This window comes from Acidovorax sp. GW458-11-26-14-TSB4 (assembly GCF_059423865.1).
The window spans coordinates 1-13,351 of the sequence record NZ_JBWKYR010000019.1 but is presented as its reverse complement, the minus strand read 5'-3'; the positions used below and the strand labels follow the sequence as shown (position 1 = coordinate 13,351).

The 13,351-nt window shown below is 69.7% G+C and carries 13 protein-coding genes; 8 read left to right on the top strand and 5 right to left on the bottom strand.

Annotation, left to right across the window (positions count from 1 at the left end; translation table 11 throughout):
• Position 1 precedes the first annotated feature (1 nt).
• From queE to bioF, 5 genes are read left to right on the top strand one after another with little or no spacing between them, the layout of a single operon-like run.
• Positions 2-637 (top strand): 7-carboxy-7-deazaguanine synthase, encoded by a 636-nt coding sequence (gene queE / locus AC07X5_RS26230; RefSeq protein WP_494772517.1) that lies wholly within the window; start codon positions 2-4, stop codon positions 635-637.
• Between the two features lie 31 nt (positions 638-668).
• Positions 669-1,043, top strand: coding sequence for a 6-carboxytetrahydropterin synthase (locus AC07X5_RS26225; protein ID WP_409957729.1), 375 nt, complete (start codon positions 669-671; stop codon positions 1,041-1,043).
• Entirely contained in the window at positions 1,043-2,386 is a 1,344-nt protein-coding gene (gene bioA / locus AC07X5_RS26220) for an adenosylmethionine--8-amino-7-oxononanoate transaminase (RefSeq protein ID WP_494772516.1), read from the top strand. Before AC07X5_RS26225 ends, bioA begins: the two co-directional genes overlap by 1 nt.
• Entirely contained in the window at positions 2,386-3,060 is a 675-nt protein-coding gene (bioD, locus tag AC07X5_RS26215) for a dethiobiotin synthase (protein WP_494772515.1), read from the top strand. Before bioA ends, bioD begins: the two co-directional genes overlap by 1 nt.
• The gene (bioF, locus tag AC07X5_RS26210) at positions 3,057-4,274 is read left to right on the top strand and encodes an 8-amino-7-oxononanoate synthase (RefSeq protein WP_494772514.1); all 1,218 of its coding nucleotides are present in this window, start codon (positions 3,057-3,059) and stop codon (positions 4,272-4,274) included. Before bioD ends, bioF begins: the two co-directional genes overlap by 4 nt.
• A gap of 207 nt (positions 4,275-4,481) precedes the next feature.
• On the opposite strand, the gene AC07X5_RS26205 is transcribed toward bioF, so the two are convergent.
• Entirely contained in the window at positions 4,482-5,240 is a 759-nt protein-coding gene (locus tag AC07X5_RS26205) for a carbonic anhydrase (RefSeq protein ID WP_494772513.1), read from the bottom strand.
• Between the two features lie 391 nt (positions 5,241-5,631).
• On the opposite strand from AC07X5_RS26205, the gene AC07X5_RS26200 reads away from it, so the two are divergent.
• Positions 5,632-5,991: a 5-carboxymethyl-2-hydroxymuconate Delta-isomerase gene (locus AC07X5_RS26200; RefSeq protein WP_409957724.1), complete on the top strand. Its 360-nt coding sequence runs from the start codon at positions 5,632-5,634 to the stop codon at positions 5,989-5,991.
• A 193-nt stretch (positions 5,992-6,184) separates the two neighbouring features.
• Here AC07X5_RS26200 and AC07X5_RS26195 read toward each other — a convergent pair whose 3' ends face one another.
• The 4 genes from AC07X5_RS26195 to nadC all read right to left on the bottom strand — a co-directional run bounded on the left by AC07X5_RS26195 (position 6,185) and on the right by nadC (position 11,291).
• Positions 6,185-7,249: a porin gene (locus tag AC07X5_RS26195; protein WP_409957723.1), complete on the bottom strand. Its 1,065-nt coding sequence runs from the start codon at positions 7,247-7,249 to the stop codon at positions 6,185-6,187.
• Positions 7,250-7,484: 235 nt separating this feature from the next.
• Positions 7,485-9,263, bottom strand: coding sequence for a chorismate-binding protein (locus tag AC07X5_RS26190; protein ID WP_494772512.1), 1,779 nt, complete (start codon positions 9,261-9,263; stop codon positions 7,485-7,487).
• A 19-nt stretch (positions 9,264-9,282) separates the two neighbouring features.
• Positions 9,283-10,422, bottom strand: coding sequence for a quinolinate synthase NadA (nadA, locus tag AC07X5_RS26185; RefSeq protein WP_494772511.1), 1,140 nt, complete (start codon positions 10,420-10,422; stop codon positions 9,283-9,285).
• On the bottom strand, positions 10,419-11,291 hold the full coding sequence (gene nadC, locus AC07X5_RS26180) for a carboxylating nicotinate-nucleotide diphosphorylase (RefSeq protein ID WP_494772510.1): 873 nt from the start codon (positions 11,289-11,291) through the stop codon (positions 10,419-10,421). The genes nadA and nadC overlap by 4 nt, the downstream gene beginning before the upstream one ends.
• A gap of 97 nt (positions 11,292-11,388) precedes the next feature.
• Here nadC and panB point away from each other — a divergent pair, with 97 nt between their 5' ends.
• Together panB and panC are read left to right on the top strand one after the other, a co-directional pair.
• Positions 11,389-12,270, top strand: a complete 882-nt coding sequence (panB, locus tag AC07X5_RS26175; protein ID WP_409957719.1) for a 3-methyl-2-oxobutanoate hydroxymethyltransferase — start codon at positions 11,389-11,391, stop codon at positions 12,268-12,270.
• 50 nt (positions 12,271-12,320) lie between these two features.
• Positions 12,321-13,157: a pantoate--beta-alanine ligase gene (gene panC, locus AC07X5_RS26170; protein WP_494772509.1), complete on the top strand. Its 837-nt coding sequence runs from the start codon at positions 12,321-12,323 to the stop codon at positions 13,155-13,157.
• Positions 13,158-13,351: the final 194 nt, after the last annotated feature.

The window sequence follows — 13,351 nt, the reverse complement described above, 5'->3', positions numbered from 1 at the left end:
CATGACTTACGCCGTCAAGGAAATCTTCTACACCCTGCAGGGCGAAGGCGGGCAGGCGGGCATGCCCGCCGTGTTCTGCCGCTTTGCGGGCTGCAACCTCTGGAGTGGCCGCGAGGCCGACCGCGCCAGCGCCATCTGCCGTTTCTGCGATACCGACTTCGTGGGCACCGACGGCACCCTGGGCGGCAAGTTCGCCGATGCCGACGCGCTGGCCACCACGATCGCCGCGCAATGGCCGGCGGGCGCGGGCCACCGCCTGGTGGTGCTCACCGGCGGCGAGCCCCTGCTGCAGGTGGATGCCGCGCTCATCGGCGCCTTGCACGCGCAGCAGTTCCGCATTGCGGTGGAAAGCAACGGCACCGTGCAGGCGCCCGAGGGCATCGACTGGCTGTGCATCAGCCCCAAGGCGGGCGCGCCCTTCGTGCAGCGCAGCGGGCAGGAGCTCAAGCTGGTCTGGCCCCAGCCAGGCTTCGACCTGCAGGCACTTGAGCACGGCACGGCGTTCGCCCACCGCTTCCTGCAGCCTATGGATGGCCCCTTGCAGCGCGAGAACACCGCCGCCTGCATCGACGCCTGCCTGGCCCACCCGGCGTGGCGGCTGAGCCTGCAGACCCACAAGCTCACCGGCATCCGGTAGGCACCACGGACCTTTCCGGTCGTTTTTCCCCATGCAGTTCACCATCTCCCAGCGCTTCTTCTTCGATGCAGCCCACACCTTGCGCCGCGATATCGAGGCCGAGGGCAGCCGCCGCATCCACGGCCATACCTACCACGCCGAGGTCTCGCTCAGCGGCCCGCGCGACCCCGCCACCGGCATGGTGCTGGACCTGGGCCTGCTGCGCCGGGGGCTGGACGTGGTGCGCGAGCAGCTCGACCACCACATGCTCGACGAAGTGCCTGGGCTGGGCATCCCCACGCTCGAAAACCTGTGCCTGTTCATCGCCCAGGCCCTGCCTGCCGAACTGCGCCCACGCGTGAGCCGCGTGCGCGTATGGCGCGAGGCCCTGGGCGACAGCTGCGCGCTGGATTTTGTGCCGCAGTGATGGCCACGATTGCACCCAAGACGGCCGGCGACAATCTGGTCGCCCGCAGCCTGGCCCATGTCTGGCACCCCTGCACGCAGATGAAGCGGCACGAGGCCCAGCCGCCCGTGGCCATTGCGCGCGCACAAGGCCCCTGGCTCTACGGCACCGACGGCCGGCGCTACCTCGATGGCATCAGCTCCTGGTGGGTCAACCTGTTCGGCCACAGCCACCCGCACATCAAGGCCGCCCTGGCCGACCAGATGGAGCGGCTGGACCACGTGATGCTGGCCGGCTTCACGCATGCGCCGGTGGTCGAGCTGTCGGAGCGCCTCTCTGCACTCACGGGCCTGGGCCATGCCTTCTACGGCAGCGACGGCGCAGCCGCCACCGAGATCGCACTCAAGATGAGCGCCCACTACTGGCGCAACACCGGCCGCCCGGGCAAGAGCCGCTTCGTGGGCCTGGCCGGCGGCTACCATGGCGAGACCGTGGGGGCACTGGCCGTGACCGACATCGCACTGTTCCGCGAGGCCTATGCCCCGCTGGTGCGCCTGGCCGCCACGGTGCCCAGCCCCGATGCGCGCCAGGCTGCGCCCGGAGAGACGCCCGCGGACGTGGCCCGGCGCAGCGCCGCCGCGCTCGAAGCCTGGCTGGCCGAGCACCATGCCGACACTGCGGCCCTGATCGTGGAACCCCTGGTGCAGTGCGCGGCCGGCATGGCCCTGCACGACCCCGAATACCTGCGCCTGGCGCGCGCGCTGTGCGACCGCTACGAGGTGCATCTGGTGGTGGACGAGATCGCCACGGGCTTCGGCCGCACGGGCAGCCTGTTCGCGCACCAGCAGGCGGGCATCCGGCCCGACTTCATCTGCCTGTCCAAGGGCCTCACGGGCGGCACCCTGCCGCTGTCGGCGGTGCTCACCACGGACACCGTCTACCAGGCCTTCTATGCCGACGAGGTGGCGCGCGGCTTTCTGCACTCGCACTCGTACACCGGCAACCCGCTGGCCTGCCGCGCGGCCCTGGCCACGCTGGAGCTGTTCGACCAGTTGGATGCGCTGAACGCCAACCGGGCCCTGGCGCAGCGCATCGACACGGCCTGCGCACCCCTGGCCCGGCACCCGCGCGTGCGCCACGCGCGCCGCCTGGGCATGGTCTGGGCCTGGGACATCGCAACCACTCTGCCCGACTTTTCGCGCCGCTACCACCAGCACGCCATGGCCGGCGGCCTGGTGCTGCGCCCCATCGGCAACACGCTGTATGCCATGCCGCCCTATGTGCTAGATGCCGAGGCCATCGGCTGCCTGGCCGGCGGCGCGCTCGACGCGCTCGACGCCACCCTGAACGAGGAGACTTGCTGATGGCCATCGCCTGTTTTGTGACCGGTACCGACACCGGCGTGGGCAAGACGCTGGTGTCCGCCGGCCTGCTGCACGCGCTGGCACGGCACCACCGCCGCGTGGTCGGCATGAAGCCCGTGGCCGCCGGTGTGGTGCCCTGGGGCAACGACGTTGCGAGCGAAGACGCCATCGCGCTGCGCGCCGCCTCCACCGTGGCCGTGCCGGCGGCGCTGGACAACCCGGTGCTGCTGCCCGACCCGCTGTCGCCGCACATCGCGGCGGCACGCGCGGGCTTGCAGATCGACACCGCGGCCATCGTGCGCAGCTACCAGGCCTTGGCAGCCGGGGCCGATGCCGTGGTGGTCGAAGGCGCCGGGGGCTTTCACGTGCCGCTGTCGGACACCGCGACCGGCGCCGACCTGGCCCAGGCCCTGGCCCTGCCCGTGGTGCTGGTGGTGGGCCTGCGCCTGGGCTGCCTGAACCATGCGCTGCTCACGGCCGAGGCCGTGCGCGCGCGCGGCCTCACGCTGGCCGGCTGGGTGGCCAACCGCGTGGACCCCGCGATGCTGGCCGCGGACGAGAACATCGCCTACCTGCGCGCGCGGCTGCAGGCCCCGCTGCTGGCCGAGGTGCTGCACCAGGCCGCGCCCGACGCGCGCACGCTGGCCTTCGACCTGCCGGAGCACTGGCGATGAGCGCATCGCCCGCCTCCTGGCTCGACGAGATTCCAGCCCGCCTGGCCGACATCGAGCGCGCCCACCTGCTGCGCCGCCGCCGCGTGGTGCAGCCCGCGGGCGGCGCCCAGCTGCTGGTGGACGGGCAGCCCATGCTGGCCTTTTGCAGCAACGACTACCTGGGCCTGGCCGGCCACCCGGCGCTGGCCGAAGCCGCGCGCGAAGCCATCCGCAGCTTTGGCGTGGGCTCGGGCGGCTCGCCCCTGGTCAGCGGGCACAGCGCGGCCAATGCGGCGCTGGAGCAGGAGCTGGCCGCCTTCGTGCAGTTGCCGCGCGCCCTGTACTTCTATGCCGGCTACGCCACCAACGCCGGCATCATCCCGGCGCTGGTTGGCGAGGGCGATGCGCTGTTCTCCGACGCGCTCAACCACGCCTGCCTGATTGACGGTGCGCGCTTGTCGCGCGCCACCATCCACCGCTACCCGCATGCCGATCTGGCGGCGCTGGAGGCGGCTCTGGCGGCCAGCCCTGCGCGGCGCAAGCTGGTGGTCAGCGATGCCGTGTTCAGCATGGATGGCGACCTCATAGACATCCCCGCCCTGCTGGCGCTGTGCGAGCGCTTCGATGCCCTGCTGCTGCTCGACGACGCCCATGGCTTTGGCGTGCTGGGGCCCCAGGGGCGCGGCAGCCTGGCGCAGGTGGGACTCACCGGGGCCGGCGCATCGCGCCGGGTGCTTTACATGGCGACGCTGGGCAAGGCCGCCGGCGTGGCCGGGGCCTTCGTGGCGGGCGACGGGGCACTGATCGAATGGCTGCTGCAGAAGACGCGCACCTACATCTTCGCCACGGCTGCGCCACCGCTGCTGGCCAGCGCCCTGAGCAAGAGCCTGGAGCTGATCGCGGCGGCCGATGACCGGCGCCAGCAGCTCGGCGCGCGCATCGCGCAGCTGCGCAGCGGGCTGGCCGCCCTGCCGGCCGCAGTGGGCTGGCACCTGCTGCCCTCGGACACCGCCGTGCAGGCGCTGGTGATCGGCAGCAACGAAGCCGCACTGGCGGTGATGGAAAGCCTGCGCGCAAAGGGCCTGTGGGTGCCCGCGATCCGCCCGCCGACGGTGCCGGCCGGCACGGCGCGGCTGCGCATTGCGCTGTCGTCCGCGCACACCGCAGAGGATGTCGACCAGCTGCTGCAGGCGCTGCAACGGCACGCGGCAGGGTGCGCAACGGGACAGAATTGAGCCCGAGCAGCCCCGGGCTGCTCGGTGTGTCCTGTCACATCAGGTGCAAGGCGCTGCGAGCCCCCCGCAACGCACGAAACTGGCGCAGCCCAAGCCAGCGCCCCCGTGCAAGGGCCGCCCCGCCGCACTGGGGGCGTCCCCCTCCCGACTCGCGCAGCGAGACGAGAGAGGGGTGAAGGCGCAAAGCGACTCAGGGGGTGCTTCGCTTCAGGTGCTTTCCTTGATCACGCGCCCGTGCAGGGGCTGCAGGGGCCGCGCATTGGCGCTGTAGACCTTGCGGAACGATTTGATCTGCTGCGCGCTGAGCTTGACGGGCTCCTTGAGCACCATCCACTGCACGCCTTCCGAGCACGGCGGCGTGGTCAGCGAACCCTCGAAGCTGTAGTAACCGTGCTTTTCCGGCAGCAGGGCCGCGGGATGCAGCGCCAGGCCATCGACCGTGACCTGCTCGCCCACGCGCGGCAGGTGCGCGAAGATGGGTTCCCAGGCTTGGTTCTTCTTGTTGCCAGGCTGGATCAGCACGGCCACCACGCCCAGGCCGCCGTCCTCGCCCTTGTGCACGAAGTGGGCGACCATCGCGGCGCGCTTGCCGCCCACGGCCTCCTCGCTGGGCGTATGGAAGTGGAACTGCAGCAGCTCCAGGGTTTTGCCGCCCACCACCAGCTTGCTGCCGGCCGGCACATTGACCTGCACCGTGTGGCCGTTGTTGACCAGGGTGGGTGCCCCGGATGCATACTGGAAGTCGAGCGTCGGCAAGGCCTCCTTGACCGTCTTGCGGATGTCGACAGGGCTCTGGGCGGTGCCGCGGGCACAGGCCTCGAAGCCCTGTTCGAGCGCGCCCCAATGGGCTGCGCCATGCTTGCCCTTGTACTCCCAGTGCGCATGCGGTCCCTGAGCATTCGCCAGGGTGGCACACAGCGCAAGACAGGCAAAGGTCACGCGTCGAATCAATTTCTGGTATGTCATGGTTGTATTGAAGACGAGGGTAGTTGGTAGATACCGCCGCCGCCCGAGACAAGTGTGCGCACACCTTCCGCGTGGTTCAGGGGAAACGGGCAGCCGGGCGGAGCGCGGGGAAAACAACGCAAAGAGGCATGCGCAGCCAGCCTGGAGACCGCACCAGGCCGGCATGATTGTGTGCAGAGGCAAGTGTTTGCGCACTGTTTTCGTCAAAGCCCCCTGACCCATGTCAAGCATGGCCTTTGGACTCGAAAGGGCTTCGCAGCACCCGCCAGCCACCCGCAGTTGCCACGGTGAGCCGATACACTCCACAGTCCCTGCGCCGCGCACCCCGCGGCGCCTTCGATCACCGCGCCGGCAGCAATGCACAGGCCGCACCGATTTCTGTGGAACCGCCATGCCCCATCTCATCGTCGAATACTCCGGCAACCTGCCGCACTACCCCGAGGCCGAGGCGCTGACCGCGCTCAATGCAGCGCTGTGTGCCCACCCCCAGGTGCAGGACGAACTGGACCTCAAGACGCGCTTCGTGGTGGCCGACAGTTTCGAGATCGGCACGGCGCCGGCGCAGCGCGCTTTCGTGCATGCCCAGTTGCGTGTGCTCTCGGGCCGCACGCCCGAGGCCAAGAAGGAGATGTCGGAACTGATCGCTGGCGTGCTGCGCCAGCTCACCCCGAGGCCCCAAGGTGTGCTGGTACAGCTGAGCGTGGAGATCGTGGACATGGACCGCGGTTCGTACGCCAAGGAAAAGCTCTGACCCGGCACCCTGCCGGACGCACCCAACAATAAAGCCGCCCAGGGCATTGCCCTGAGCGGCTTTGTCGTTCCTGTACGGGAGAAACGTTCCGTGCTGCGCCCCCCTCGCATCCCCACCAGGTGGAAGGCGCACAGCCGGCCCCAGGGGCCGGGCCACCCGCTGCAACAGGTGTCCCCGCCACTGTCCGCTCCCGTCAGAACGTGTGGCGCACGCCGAACTCGTAGCCGGTCACGTCGTTGCCGGCACCAATCGTAGGGCTGCCCAGCGAGGACGAAGACACGGCCAGGCCGCGCGTGGCCGCGCCGTCGTTGCTGATGCGTGCGACGGTGGCGTACAGCTGCGTGCGCTTGGACAGGTTGTGGCCGTAGCCGATGGCGAACTTCTGCGAGTCGGCGTTGTTCACGTCCTTGCGCTTGAAGTTGACATACGAGGCGCGCAATTCACCCACGCCCAGCGGCACCGTGGCGCCCAAGGTATACATGTCCACGCGGCGGCCGTTGCCACGCTCGGTGGCGAACAGGAACATGGGCTTGACCACGCCGAAGCTGTAGGCCACGCCGACGTTGCTGGCCTTGTAGTCCACCGAGCTGGCGGTGGCAGCACCGCCGCGCGTCTCGCCATAGGCCAGGGCCACGTTCAGGGGGCCGTTGGCATAGCCGGCGCGCAGGGCAAGGGAATTGCCCATGCGGTCGTTGACCTGGTTGGACAGCTGCTCGCCCAGGGCGTACTGCAGCTGGCCGTAGAAGCCGCCCAGCTCGGGCAGCAGGTAGTTCACGCCGTTGCTGGTGCGCTTGGGGGCGCTGCCTTCGGGCGTGCCGGCGGCCGAGGTGGCGCTGCCCACCATGTTGGCACCGTTGTTGCCGCCCACGCCCGAATCGCCGAAGGGATCGAAGGTCTCGATGTTCAGGTAGGCGGGCGACTTGTCGCGGCCCAGGCGGACTTCACCGAAGCCACCCGAGATGCTCACGGTGGAGCGGCGGTCGAAGCGGAAACCGGCGGCGGTGCCGTTGTCCGTGGCCAGGCCACCTTCGAGCCAGAAGCCGGCCTTCAGGCCGCCACCGAGGTCTTCCACGCCGCGAAAGCCCAGGCGGCTGCTGGACTGGCCGCCGCTGGACAGACCGGTGACGCTGTTGGTGTCGCTGGACATGCGCACCAGCGAGGCATCGACCACGCCGAACAGGGTGACGCTGGACTGCGCCTGGGCGCCAGCGGCAGCGGCAAGGGTCAGTGCCGCGAGGGCAAGGGTTTTGAGTTTCATGGATTTCTCTTTTCGAAATGTGCAGATCACCGGGGCATGGTGTGCGGCACGGCACGCATTCCGCCGGTCGGCACCCCGTGGTGGGGAGCTGCGTCCATTAGAAAAAGCCTGTGTGACAGTACTGGGGTAAACCCTTGCACACTCAGCGGAAAATAAGCATGCATAGCAATGCGTTCGCGCCATGGTGTATATGCACGGGCTGCGCCCGAGCGCGTGCACGGTGCAGCCCGGCGGCTCAGGGCACCAGTTGCGCGGCCAGCCAGCCGCGCAGGCTGTTGATGAAGGCCCAGCCGTCCACGCGTGGCAGGTCTTCGATCCGCACCACGGCCTCGGCCATGCGCCCCTCGCGCAGGGCCACGGCACGCCCCACGCCGGGCAGCAGGCCAGAGGCCAGCGGCGGCGTGACCCAGCGGCCATCCAGGTGCAGGGCGATGTTGCCGAAGGTGCCCTCGGTGATCTCGCCCGCACGGTTCCACAGCACCGTATCGAACACGCCGGGGGTAGTGGGTGCAAAGGCCGCATAGTGTGCGCGGCGCGTGGTCTTGTGGCGCACGAACTCGCTGTCGGCCTCGTCGAAGGCGCGGTCGGCCAGGCGCAGGCGCACGGGGGTGGGCGTGGGCTGCAGCGCGAAGGCCTCGGCGCGCGGCGCACCACGGCTGTCCAGCAGCAGGCGCACGCGCCAGGCGCCACTGGCATGCCGGGCGGCCAAGGCCTGCAGGCCGGCCTGCACGCACGCAAGGTCCCACGGGTAGCCGAAGTGCGTTGCCGCCGCCGCCATGCGGTTCAGATGGTCGTCCACATGGCGCGGCCGCCCATGGTCCAGCGCCAGGGTTTCGAGCAGATCGAAGGCGGCGCTGGCGCGCTCGACGAAGGCGCGCTTGTGGCGCCATTCGTGCCATTCGGCCTCGGCCTCGGCGCCCGAGGTGATGCCGCTGCCGATGCCGCAGGTGGCCTGCACCGCGCCATCGCGCGCCTGCAGCACCACGGTGCGGATGGGCACGTTGAAGGTCGCAGCCACACCGCCCTGCCCTGCCGGCCCATGCGGACGCACCACCCCCACCGCACCGCAGTACACGCCGCGCGGCGCGGGTTCAAGTTCGCGGATCAGCTGCATGGCGCGCACCTTGGGCGCACCCGTGACCGAACCGCAGGGAAACAGCGCTGCGAACACGTCGGTGAGCGTGGTGCCCGGGCGCGTGCGCGCCTGCACGTCGGACGTCATCTGCCACACCGTGGGCAGGGCCTCGGTGTGGAACAGCCGGGGCACGCGCACGCTGTGCGGCTGCGCGATGCGCGAAAGGTCGTTGCGCAGCAGGTCCACGACCATCACGTTCTCGGCCCGCTCCTTGGGCGCCGTGCGCAGGTGCGCGGCCTGCGCGGCGTCGGCCTCGGGCGTGGCGCCGCGCGATGCCGTGCCCTTCATCGGGCGGGCCAGGATGTCGCCGCCCGTGGCATCGCTGGTCCAGTCGAAGAACAGCTCGGGCGAGACCGAGAGCACCTGCTCGTCACCGGCGTCGATGTGTGCGCAGTAGCCCTCGGGCTGGGTGCGGTGCAGTGCCTCGAACAGCGCCTGCGCGCTGCCCTGCGCGCGGCCCAGCAAGGGCGCGGTGTAGTTGACCTGGTAGACCTCGCCATCGCGGATGGCCTGCTGGATGCGGTCCAGGGCCACATCGAATTCAGCACGCGGCAAACCGGGTGCCCATACCACCTCGGCAGGCGCATCGGCCCCCAGGGCATCAGGCCACGGCAAAGCTTGGTCGTGCACCGAGAACCAGGCCAGCGGCCGCTCGGCGGCGTGGGTCTGCAGGGCCGCATCGAAGGCGGCAGCCGCCTCGTAGCGCACATAGCCGATGCACCAGGCGCCGCCCTGCGCTGCCGCATGCACGGCATCGAGCACGCCACGCACCTCGTGCAGCGCATGCGCCACCAGTATCGCGCGCGGCGGGCCGAAGGCATGGCGCAGGCGTTGTGCGCCGGGTTCCTGGGGGCGGGTGAAATCGATGCGGGAGGGCATGCAGGAGAAAGCGATCTGCTTATGCCGCCCCGATGTTCGGCACCAGCCCCTGGACGGACTGCCCGCCCCTGAGCGCTGCCGTGAAGGCCAGCATGCGGTCGATGGGCTGGCGCGCGCGCGGGATCAGCGCCGGCTCCACATGCACCGCATTGGCACCGGTCTCCAGCACCCGCGCCACGTCGGCCAGGCCGTTCATCGCCATCCAGGGGCAGTGCGCGCAGCTCTTGCAGGTGGCGCTGTTGCCGGCGGTGGGGGCTTCGTAGAAGGTCTTGCCGGGGTTGAGCGTGCGCAGCTTGTGCATCATGCCGTTGTCGGTGGCGACGATGAACTCGCGCGCCTCCATCTCGCGCGCGGCCTTGAGGATGGCCGAGGTCGAGCCGACCGCATCGGCCAGCGCCACCACATCGGCCGGGCTTTCGGGGTGTACCAGCACCTTGGCGCCAGGATGCTCCTTTTTGAGCGCTTCGAGCTCGAAGGCCTTGAACTCGTCGTGCACGATGCAGGCGCCGTTCCAGAACAGCATGTCGGCCCCGGTCTCGCGCTGGATGTAGGCCCCCAGGTGGCGGTCGGGCGCCCACAGGATCCTGTGGCCTGCGTCCTTGAGGGCACCAACGATCTCGAGCGCGCAGCTCGACGTGACCAGCCAGTCGGCCCGCGCCTTCACCGCCGCGCTGGTGTTGGCGTACACCACCACCGTGCGGTCGGGGTGCGCATCGCAGAAGGCGCTGAATTCATCCACCGGGCAGCCCAGGTCGAGCGAGCAGGTGGCGTCGAGGTCGGGCATGAGCACGGTCTTATCGGGCGAGAGGATCTTGGCCGTCTCGCCCATGAAGCGCACGCCCGAGACCACCAGGGTCTGCGCCGCATGGTCGCGGCCGAAGCGCGCCATTTCCAGCGAATCGCTGACCAGGCCGCCGGTCTCCTCGGCCAGGTCCTGCAGGTCGGGGTGCACGTAGTAGTGCGAGACCATGACCGCGTTCTTTTCCTTGAGCAGGCGGCGGATACGGTCCTTGAGCGCAGTGCGCTCGGCCTGCGAGGGCTCGGGCGGCACGCGGGCCCAGGCGTGCTTGGTGGAGCAGACAGCGCCGCCATTCTCCAGCACATCCAACGGCTGGTCGTACTCGACCTCGATGCGGCTGAGCGCTATGGCCTCGGTCATGACAGCTCCTGCAGGCGCATCGAGAAGTCGATGGCCTTCACGTCCTTGGTCAGCGTGCCGATGGAGATGCGGTCCACACCGGTCTCGGCCAGTGCACGCAGGCCATCGAGCGTGACGCCGCCCGAGATTTCGAGGATGGCGCGGCCCGCATTGAGGCGCACGGCTTCTTGCAGCATGTCCAGGGGCATGTTGTCGAGCAGCACCATGGTGGCACCGGCGTCGAGCGCCTCGGTCAGTTGGGCCAGCGTCTCCACCTCGATCTCGATGAAGGCGGCGCGCGCGCCCACCTGCTGCTGTGCGGCGTGCAGCACCGCGGTGACGCCACCGGCGGCGGCGATGTGGTTTTCCTTGATCAGCAAGGCATCGTGCAGGCCGATGCGGTGGTTGGTGCCGCCGCCCACGCGCACGGCGTACTTCTGCGCAAGGCGCAGGCCGGGCAGGGTTTTGCGCGTGTCCACGATGCGCGCGCGCGTGCCCGCCACCACGTCCGCATAGGTCGCGGTCTTGGTGGCCACGGCCGAGAGCAGTTGCAGGAAATTGAGCGCCGTGCGCTCGGCGCTGAGCAGCGCGCGGGCGCTGCCCTCGATCTCCAGCACCACCTGGTCGGCGCTGCAGCGCTGGCCCTCGGCCACATGCCAGGTGAGCTGCACGCCGGGGTCGAGCGCGCGCAGGGCCGCCTCCACCCAAGGCGTGCCGCAGATCACCGCGGCCTCGCGCGCCAGGATGCGCGCACGGGCGCGGCGCGCAGGGTCGATCAGGCCTGCGGTCAGATCGCCGCTGCCCACGTCTTCGGCCAGGGCGCGGGCCACGTCGGCACGGGCCAGGGCTGCCACGTCGGCACTTTTTTCATCGTCGCTGGGATGGATCATGGGGCGCGAGCATAGCGGCTTCTTGCACCGGGTTTTGGGACACCGCTGTCCCGGCCGCTTAGCCCCTACACTCGCGCCATTTTGCCCAGGGGAGCCCATGACCGATCCAACGCCTTCCGCCGCCACGCCCTACGGCACGCTGCCGCCGGCCTCGCCGCTGCCGCAACGCCGTCCCCTGAGCCTGCCGCGCCTCGCACAGATGCGCGATGCGGGCGAGAAGATATGCATGCTCACGGCCTACGACGCGACCTTTGCGGCCGTGGCCGACGCCGCGGGCGTGGAATGCATCCTTGTCGGCGACTCACTCGGCATGGTCTGCCAGGGCCTGCCCAGCACCGTGGGCGTCACCCTGGACACCATGGCCTACCACACGGCCAGCGTGGCGCGCGGCCTGCACCGCGTGCAGGGCACGGCCTGGCTGGTGGCCGACCTGCCCTATGGCACCTATGCCGAGAGCCGCGAACAGGCGCTGCGCAGCGCCTGCGTGCTGATGCAGGCAGGGGCCCACATGGTCAAGCTCGAAGGCGGCGGCTGGACCGCGCCCACGGTGGAGTTCCTGGTGCAGCGCGGCGTGCCGGTCTGCGCCCACCTGGGCCTGACGCCGCAGACCGTGCACGCCCTGGGCGGCTACCGCGTGCAGGGCCGCAGCGACGATGCGGCGCGCACGCTGCGCAAAGAGGCGCATGAACTGCAGGATGCCGGCGCCGCCATGCTGGTGCTGGAGATGGTGCCTGCGGCGCTGGCGGCCGACCTGACAGCCGAGCTGCCGCACTGCCACACCATCGGCATTGGTGCAGGCAACGGCACGGCCGGCCAGGTGCTGGTCTTGCACGACATGCTGGGCATGAACCTGGGCAAGAACCCGAAGTTCGTCCACAACTTCATGCAGGAGGCCGGCAACGTTCGTGGGGCCATTGAGGCCTATGTGCGCGCCGTCAAGGAAGGGCGCTTTCCCGACAACGCTCTGCATGCCTGGTAGCCCTCGCCCGCACTTTTTGTTATTCGCTTTTCAGCCTTTCGGCACAACCCATGCTCATTGCACATTCCATCGACGATCTGCGCCAGGCCCTGGCCCCCTACCGCCGCCCGGCCTTCGTGCCCACCATGGGCAACCTGCACGACGGCCACATCGCGCTGGTGGAGCAGGCCCAAGCCCTGGGCGACGTCACGGTGGCCAGCATCTTCGTGAACCGCCTGCAGTTCCTTCCGCACGAGGACTTCGACAGCTACCCGCGCACCTGGGAGGCCGACTGCAGCCGCCTGCAGGCCGCTGGCTGCGACGTGCTGTTCGCCCCGCGCGAGGCCGACCTGTACCCCGAGCCCCAGACCTTCAAGGTGCACCCCGACCCGGCCCTGGCCGACCTGCTGGAAGGCCAGTTCCGCCCCGGTTTCTTCACGGGAGTGGCCACGGTGGTGATGAAGCTGTTCGCGTGCGTGCTGGGCCAGAGCGGCGGCACGGCGGTGTTCGGCAAGAAGGACTACCAGCAGCTCATGGTGATCCGCCAGATGGTGCGCCAGTTCGCCCTGCCCATCACCGTGGTGGCCGGCGAAACGACCCGCGCGCCCGACGGCCTGGCCCTGAGTTCGCGCAATGGCTACCTGGGCCTGCAGGACCGGCAGGAGGCGGTGGCCTTGTCGCAGGCCTTGCGCCAGTTGGCTTTGCGCTGGGGACAGCAGCCTGGGGTGGAGTGGGAGCAGCAGGCGATGGATGGATTGCGGGCGCGGGGGTGGCAGCCGGACTATCTGACGGTGCGGAGGCGGGGGGATTTGCAGCCGGCCACGGCTGGGGATGCTCTGGGGACGTTGGTGGTGTTGGGGGCGGCGCGGTTGGGGGCTACGCGGTTGATTGACAACTGGGAGTTTTGAGGCCGCGCTCCTGGCCTCATCCCTGGTCCCCTTGTCCTGATTTTTAAGCCGCATGCTTGGTTGAAAGGCGGAGGCCGGGATGTGCGCCCGGCGGCGCAGTAACTTTCTCTCAGGCCGCCAAGAGAAAGTCACCAAAGAGAAGGCGGCCCCCAGTCTGCGTCCCTTCGCTTCGCTACGGGCAACCTGCGGTGCTC

Coding starts and splice junctions, on each gene's coding strand:
- queE (WP_494772517.1), top strand. CDS start 2: ATGACTTACGCCGTCAAGGAAATCTTCTACACCCTGCAGGGCGAAGGC.
- AC07X5_RS26225 (WP_409957729.1), top strand. CDS start 669: ATGCAGTTCACCATCTCCCAGCGCTTCTTCTTCGATGCAGCCCACACC.
- bioA (WP_494772516.1), top strand. CDS start 1,043: ATGGCCACGATTGCACCCAAGACGGCCGGCGACAATCTGGTCGCCCGC.
- bioD (WP_494772515.1), top strand. CDS start 2,386: ATGGCCATCGCCTGTTTTGTGACCGGTACCGACACCGGCGTGGGCAAG.
- bioF (WP_494772514.1), top strand. CDS start 3,057: ATGAGCGCATCGCCCGCCTCCTGGCTCGACGAGATTCCAGCCCGCCTG.
- AC07X5_RS26205 (WP_494772513.1), bottom strand. CDS start 5,240: ATGACATACCAGAAATTGATTCGACGCGTGACCTTTGCCTGTCTTGCG.
- AC07X5_RS26200 (WP_409957724.1), top strand. CDS start 5,632: ATGCCCCATCTCATCGTCGAATACTCCGGCAACCTGCCGCACTACCCC.
- AC07X5_RS26195 (WP_409957723.1), bottom strand. CDS start 7,249: ATGAAACTCAAAACCCTTGCCCTCGCGGCACTGACCCTTGCCGCTGCC.
- AC07X5_RS26190 (WP_494772512.1), bottom strand. CDS start 9,263: ATGCCCTCCCGCATCGATTTCACCCGCCCCCAGGAACCCGGCGCACAA.
- nadA (WP_494772511.1), bottom strand. CDS start 10,422: ATGACCGAGGCCATAGCGCTCAGCCGCATCGAGGTCGAGTACGACCAG.
- nadC (WP_494772510.1), bottom strand. CDS start 11,291: ATGATCCATCCCAGCGACGATGAAAAAAGTGCCGACGTGGCAGCCCTG.
- panB (WP_409957719.1), top strand. CDS start 11,389: ATGACCGATCCAACGCCTTCCGCCGCCACGCCCTACGGCACGCTGCCG.
- panC (WP_494772509.1), top strand. CDS start 12,321: ATGCTCATTGCACATTCCATCGACGATCTGCGCCAGGCCCTGGCCCCC.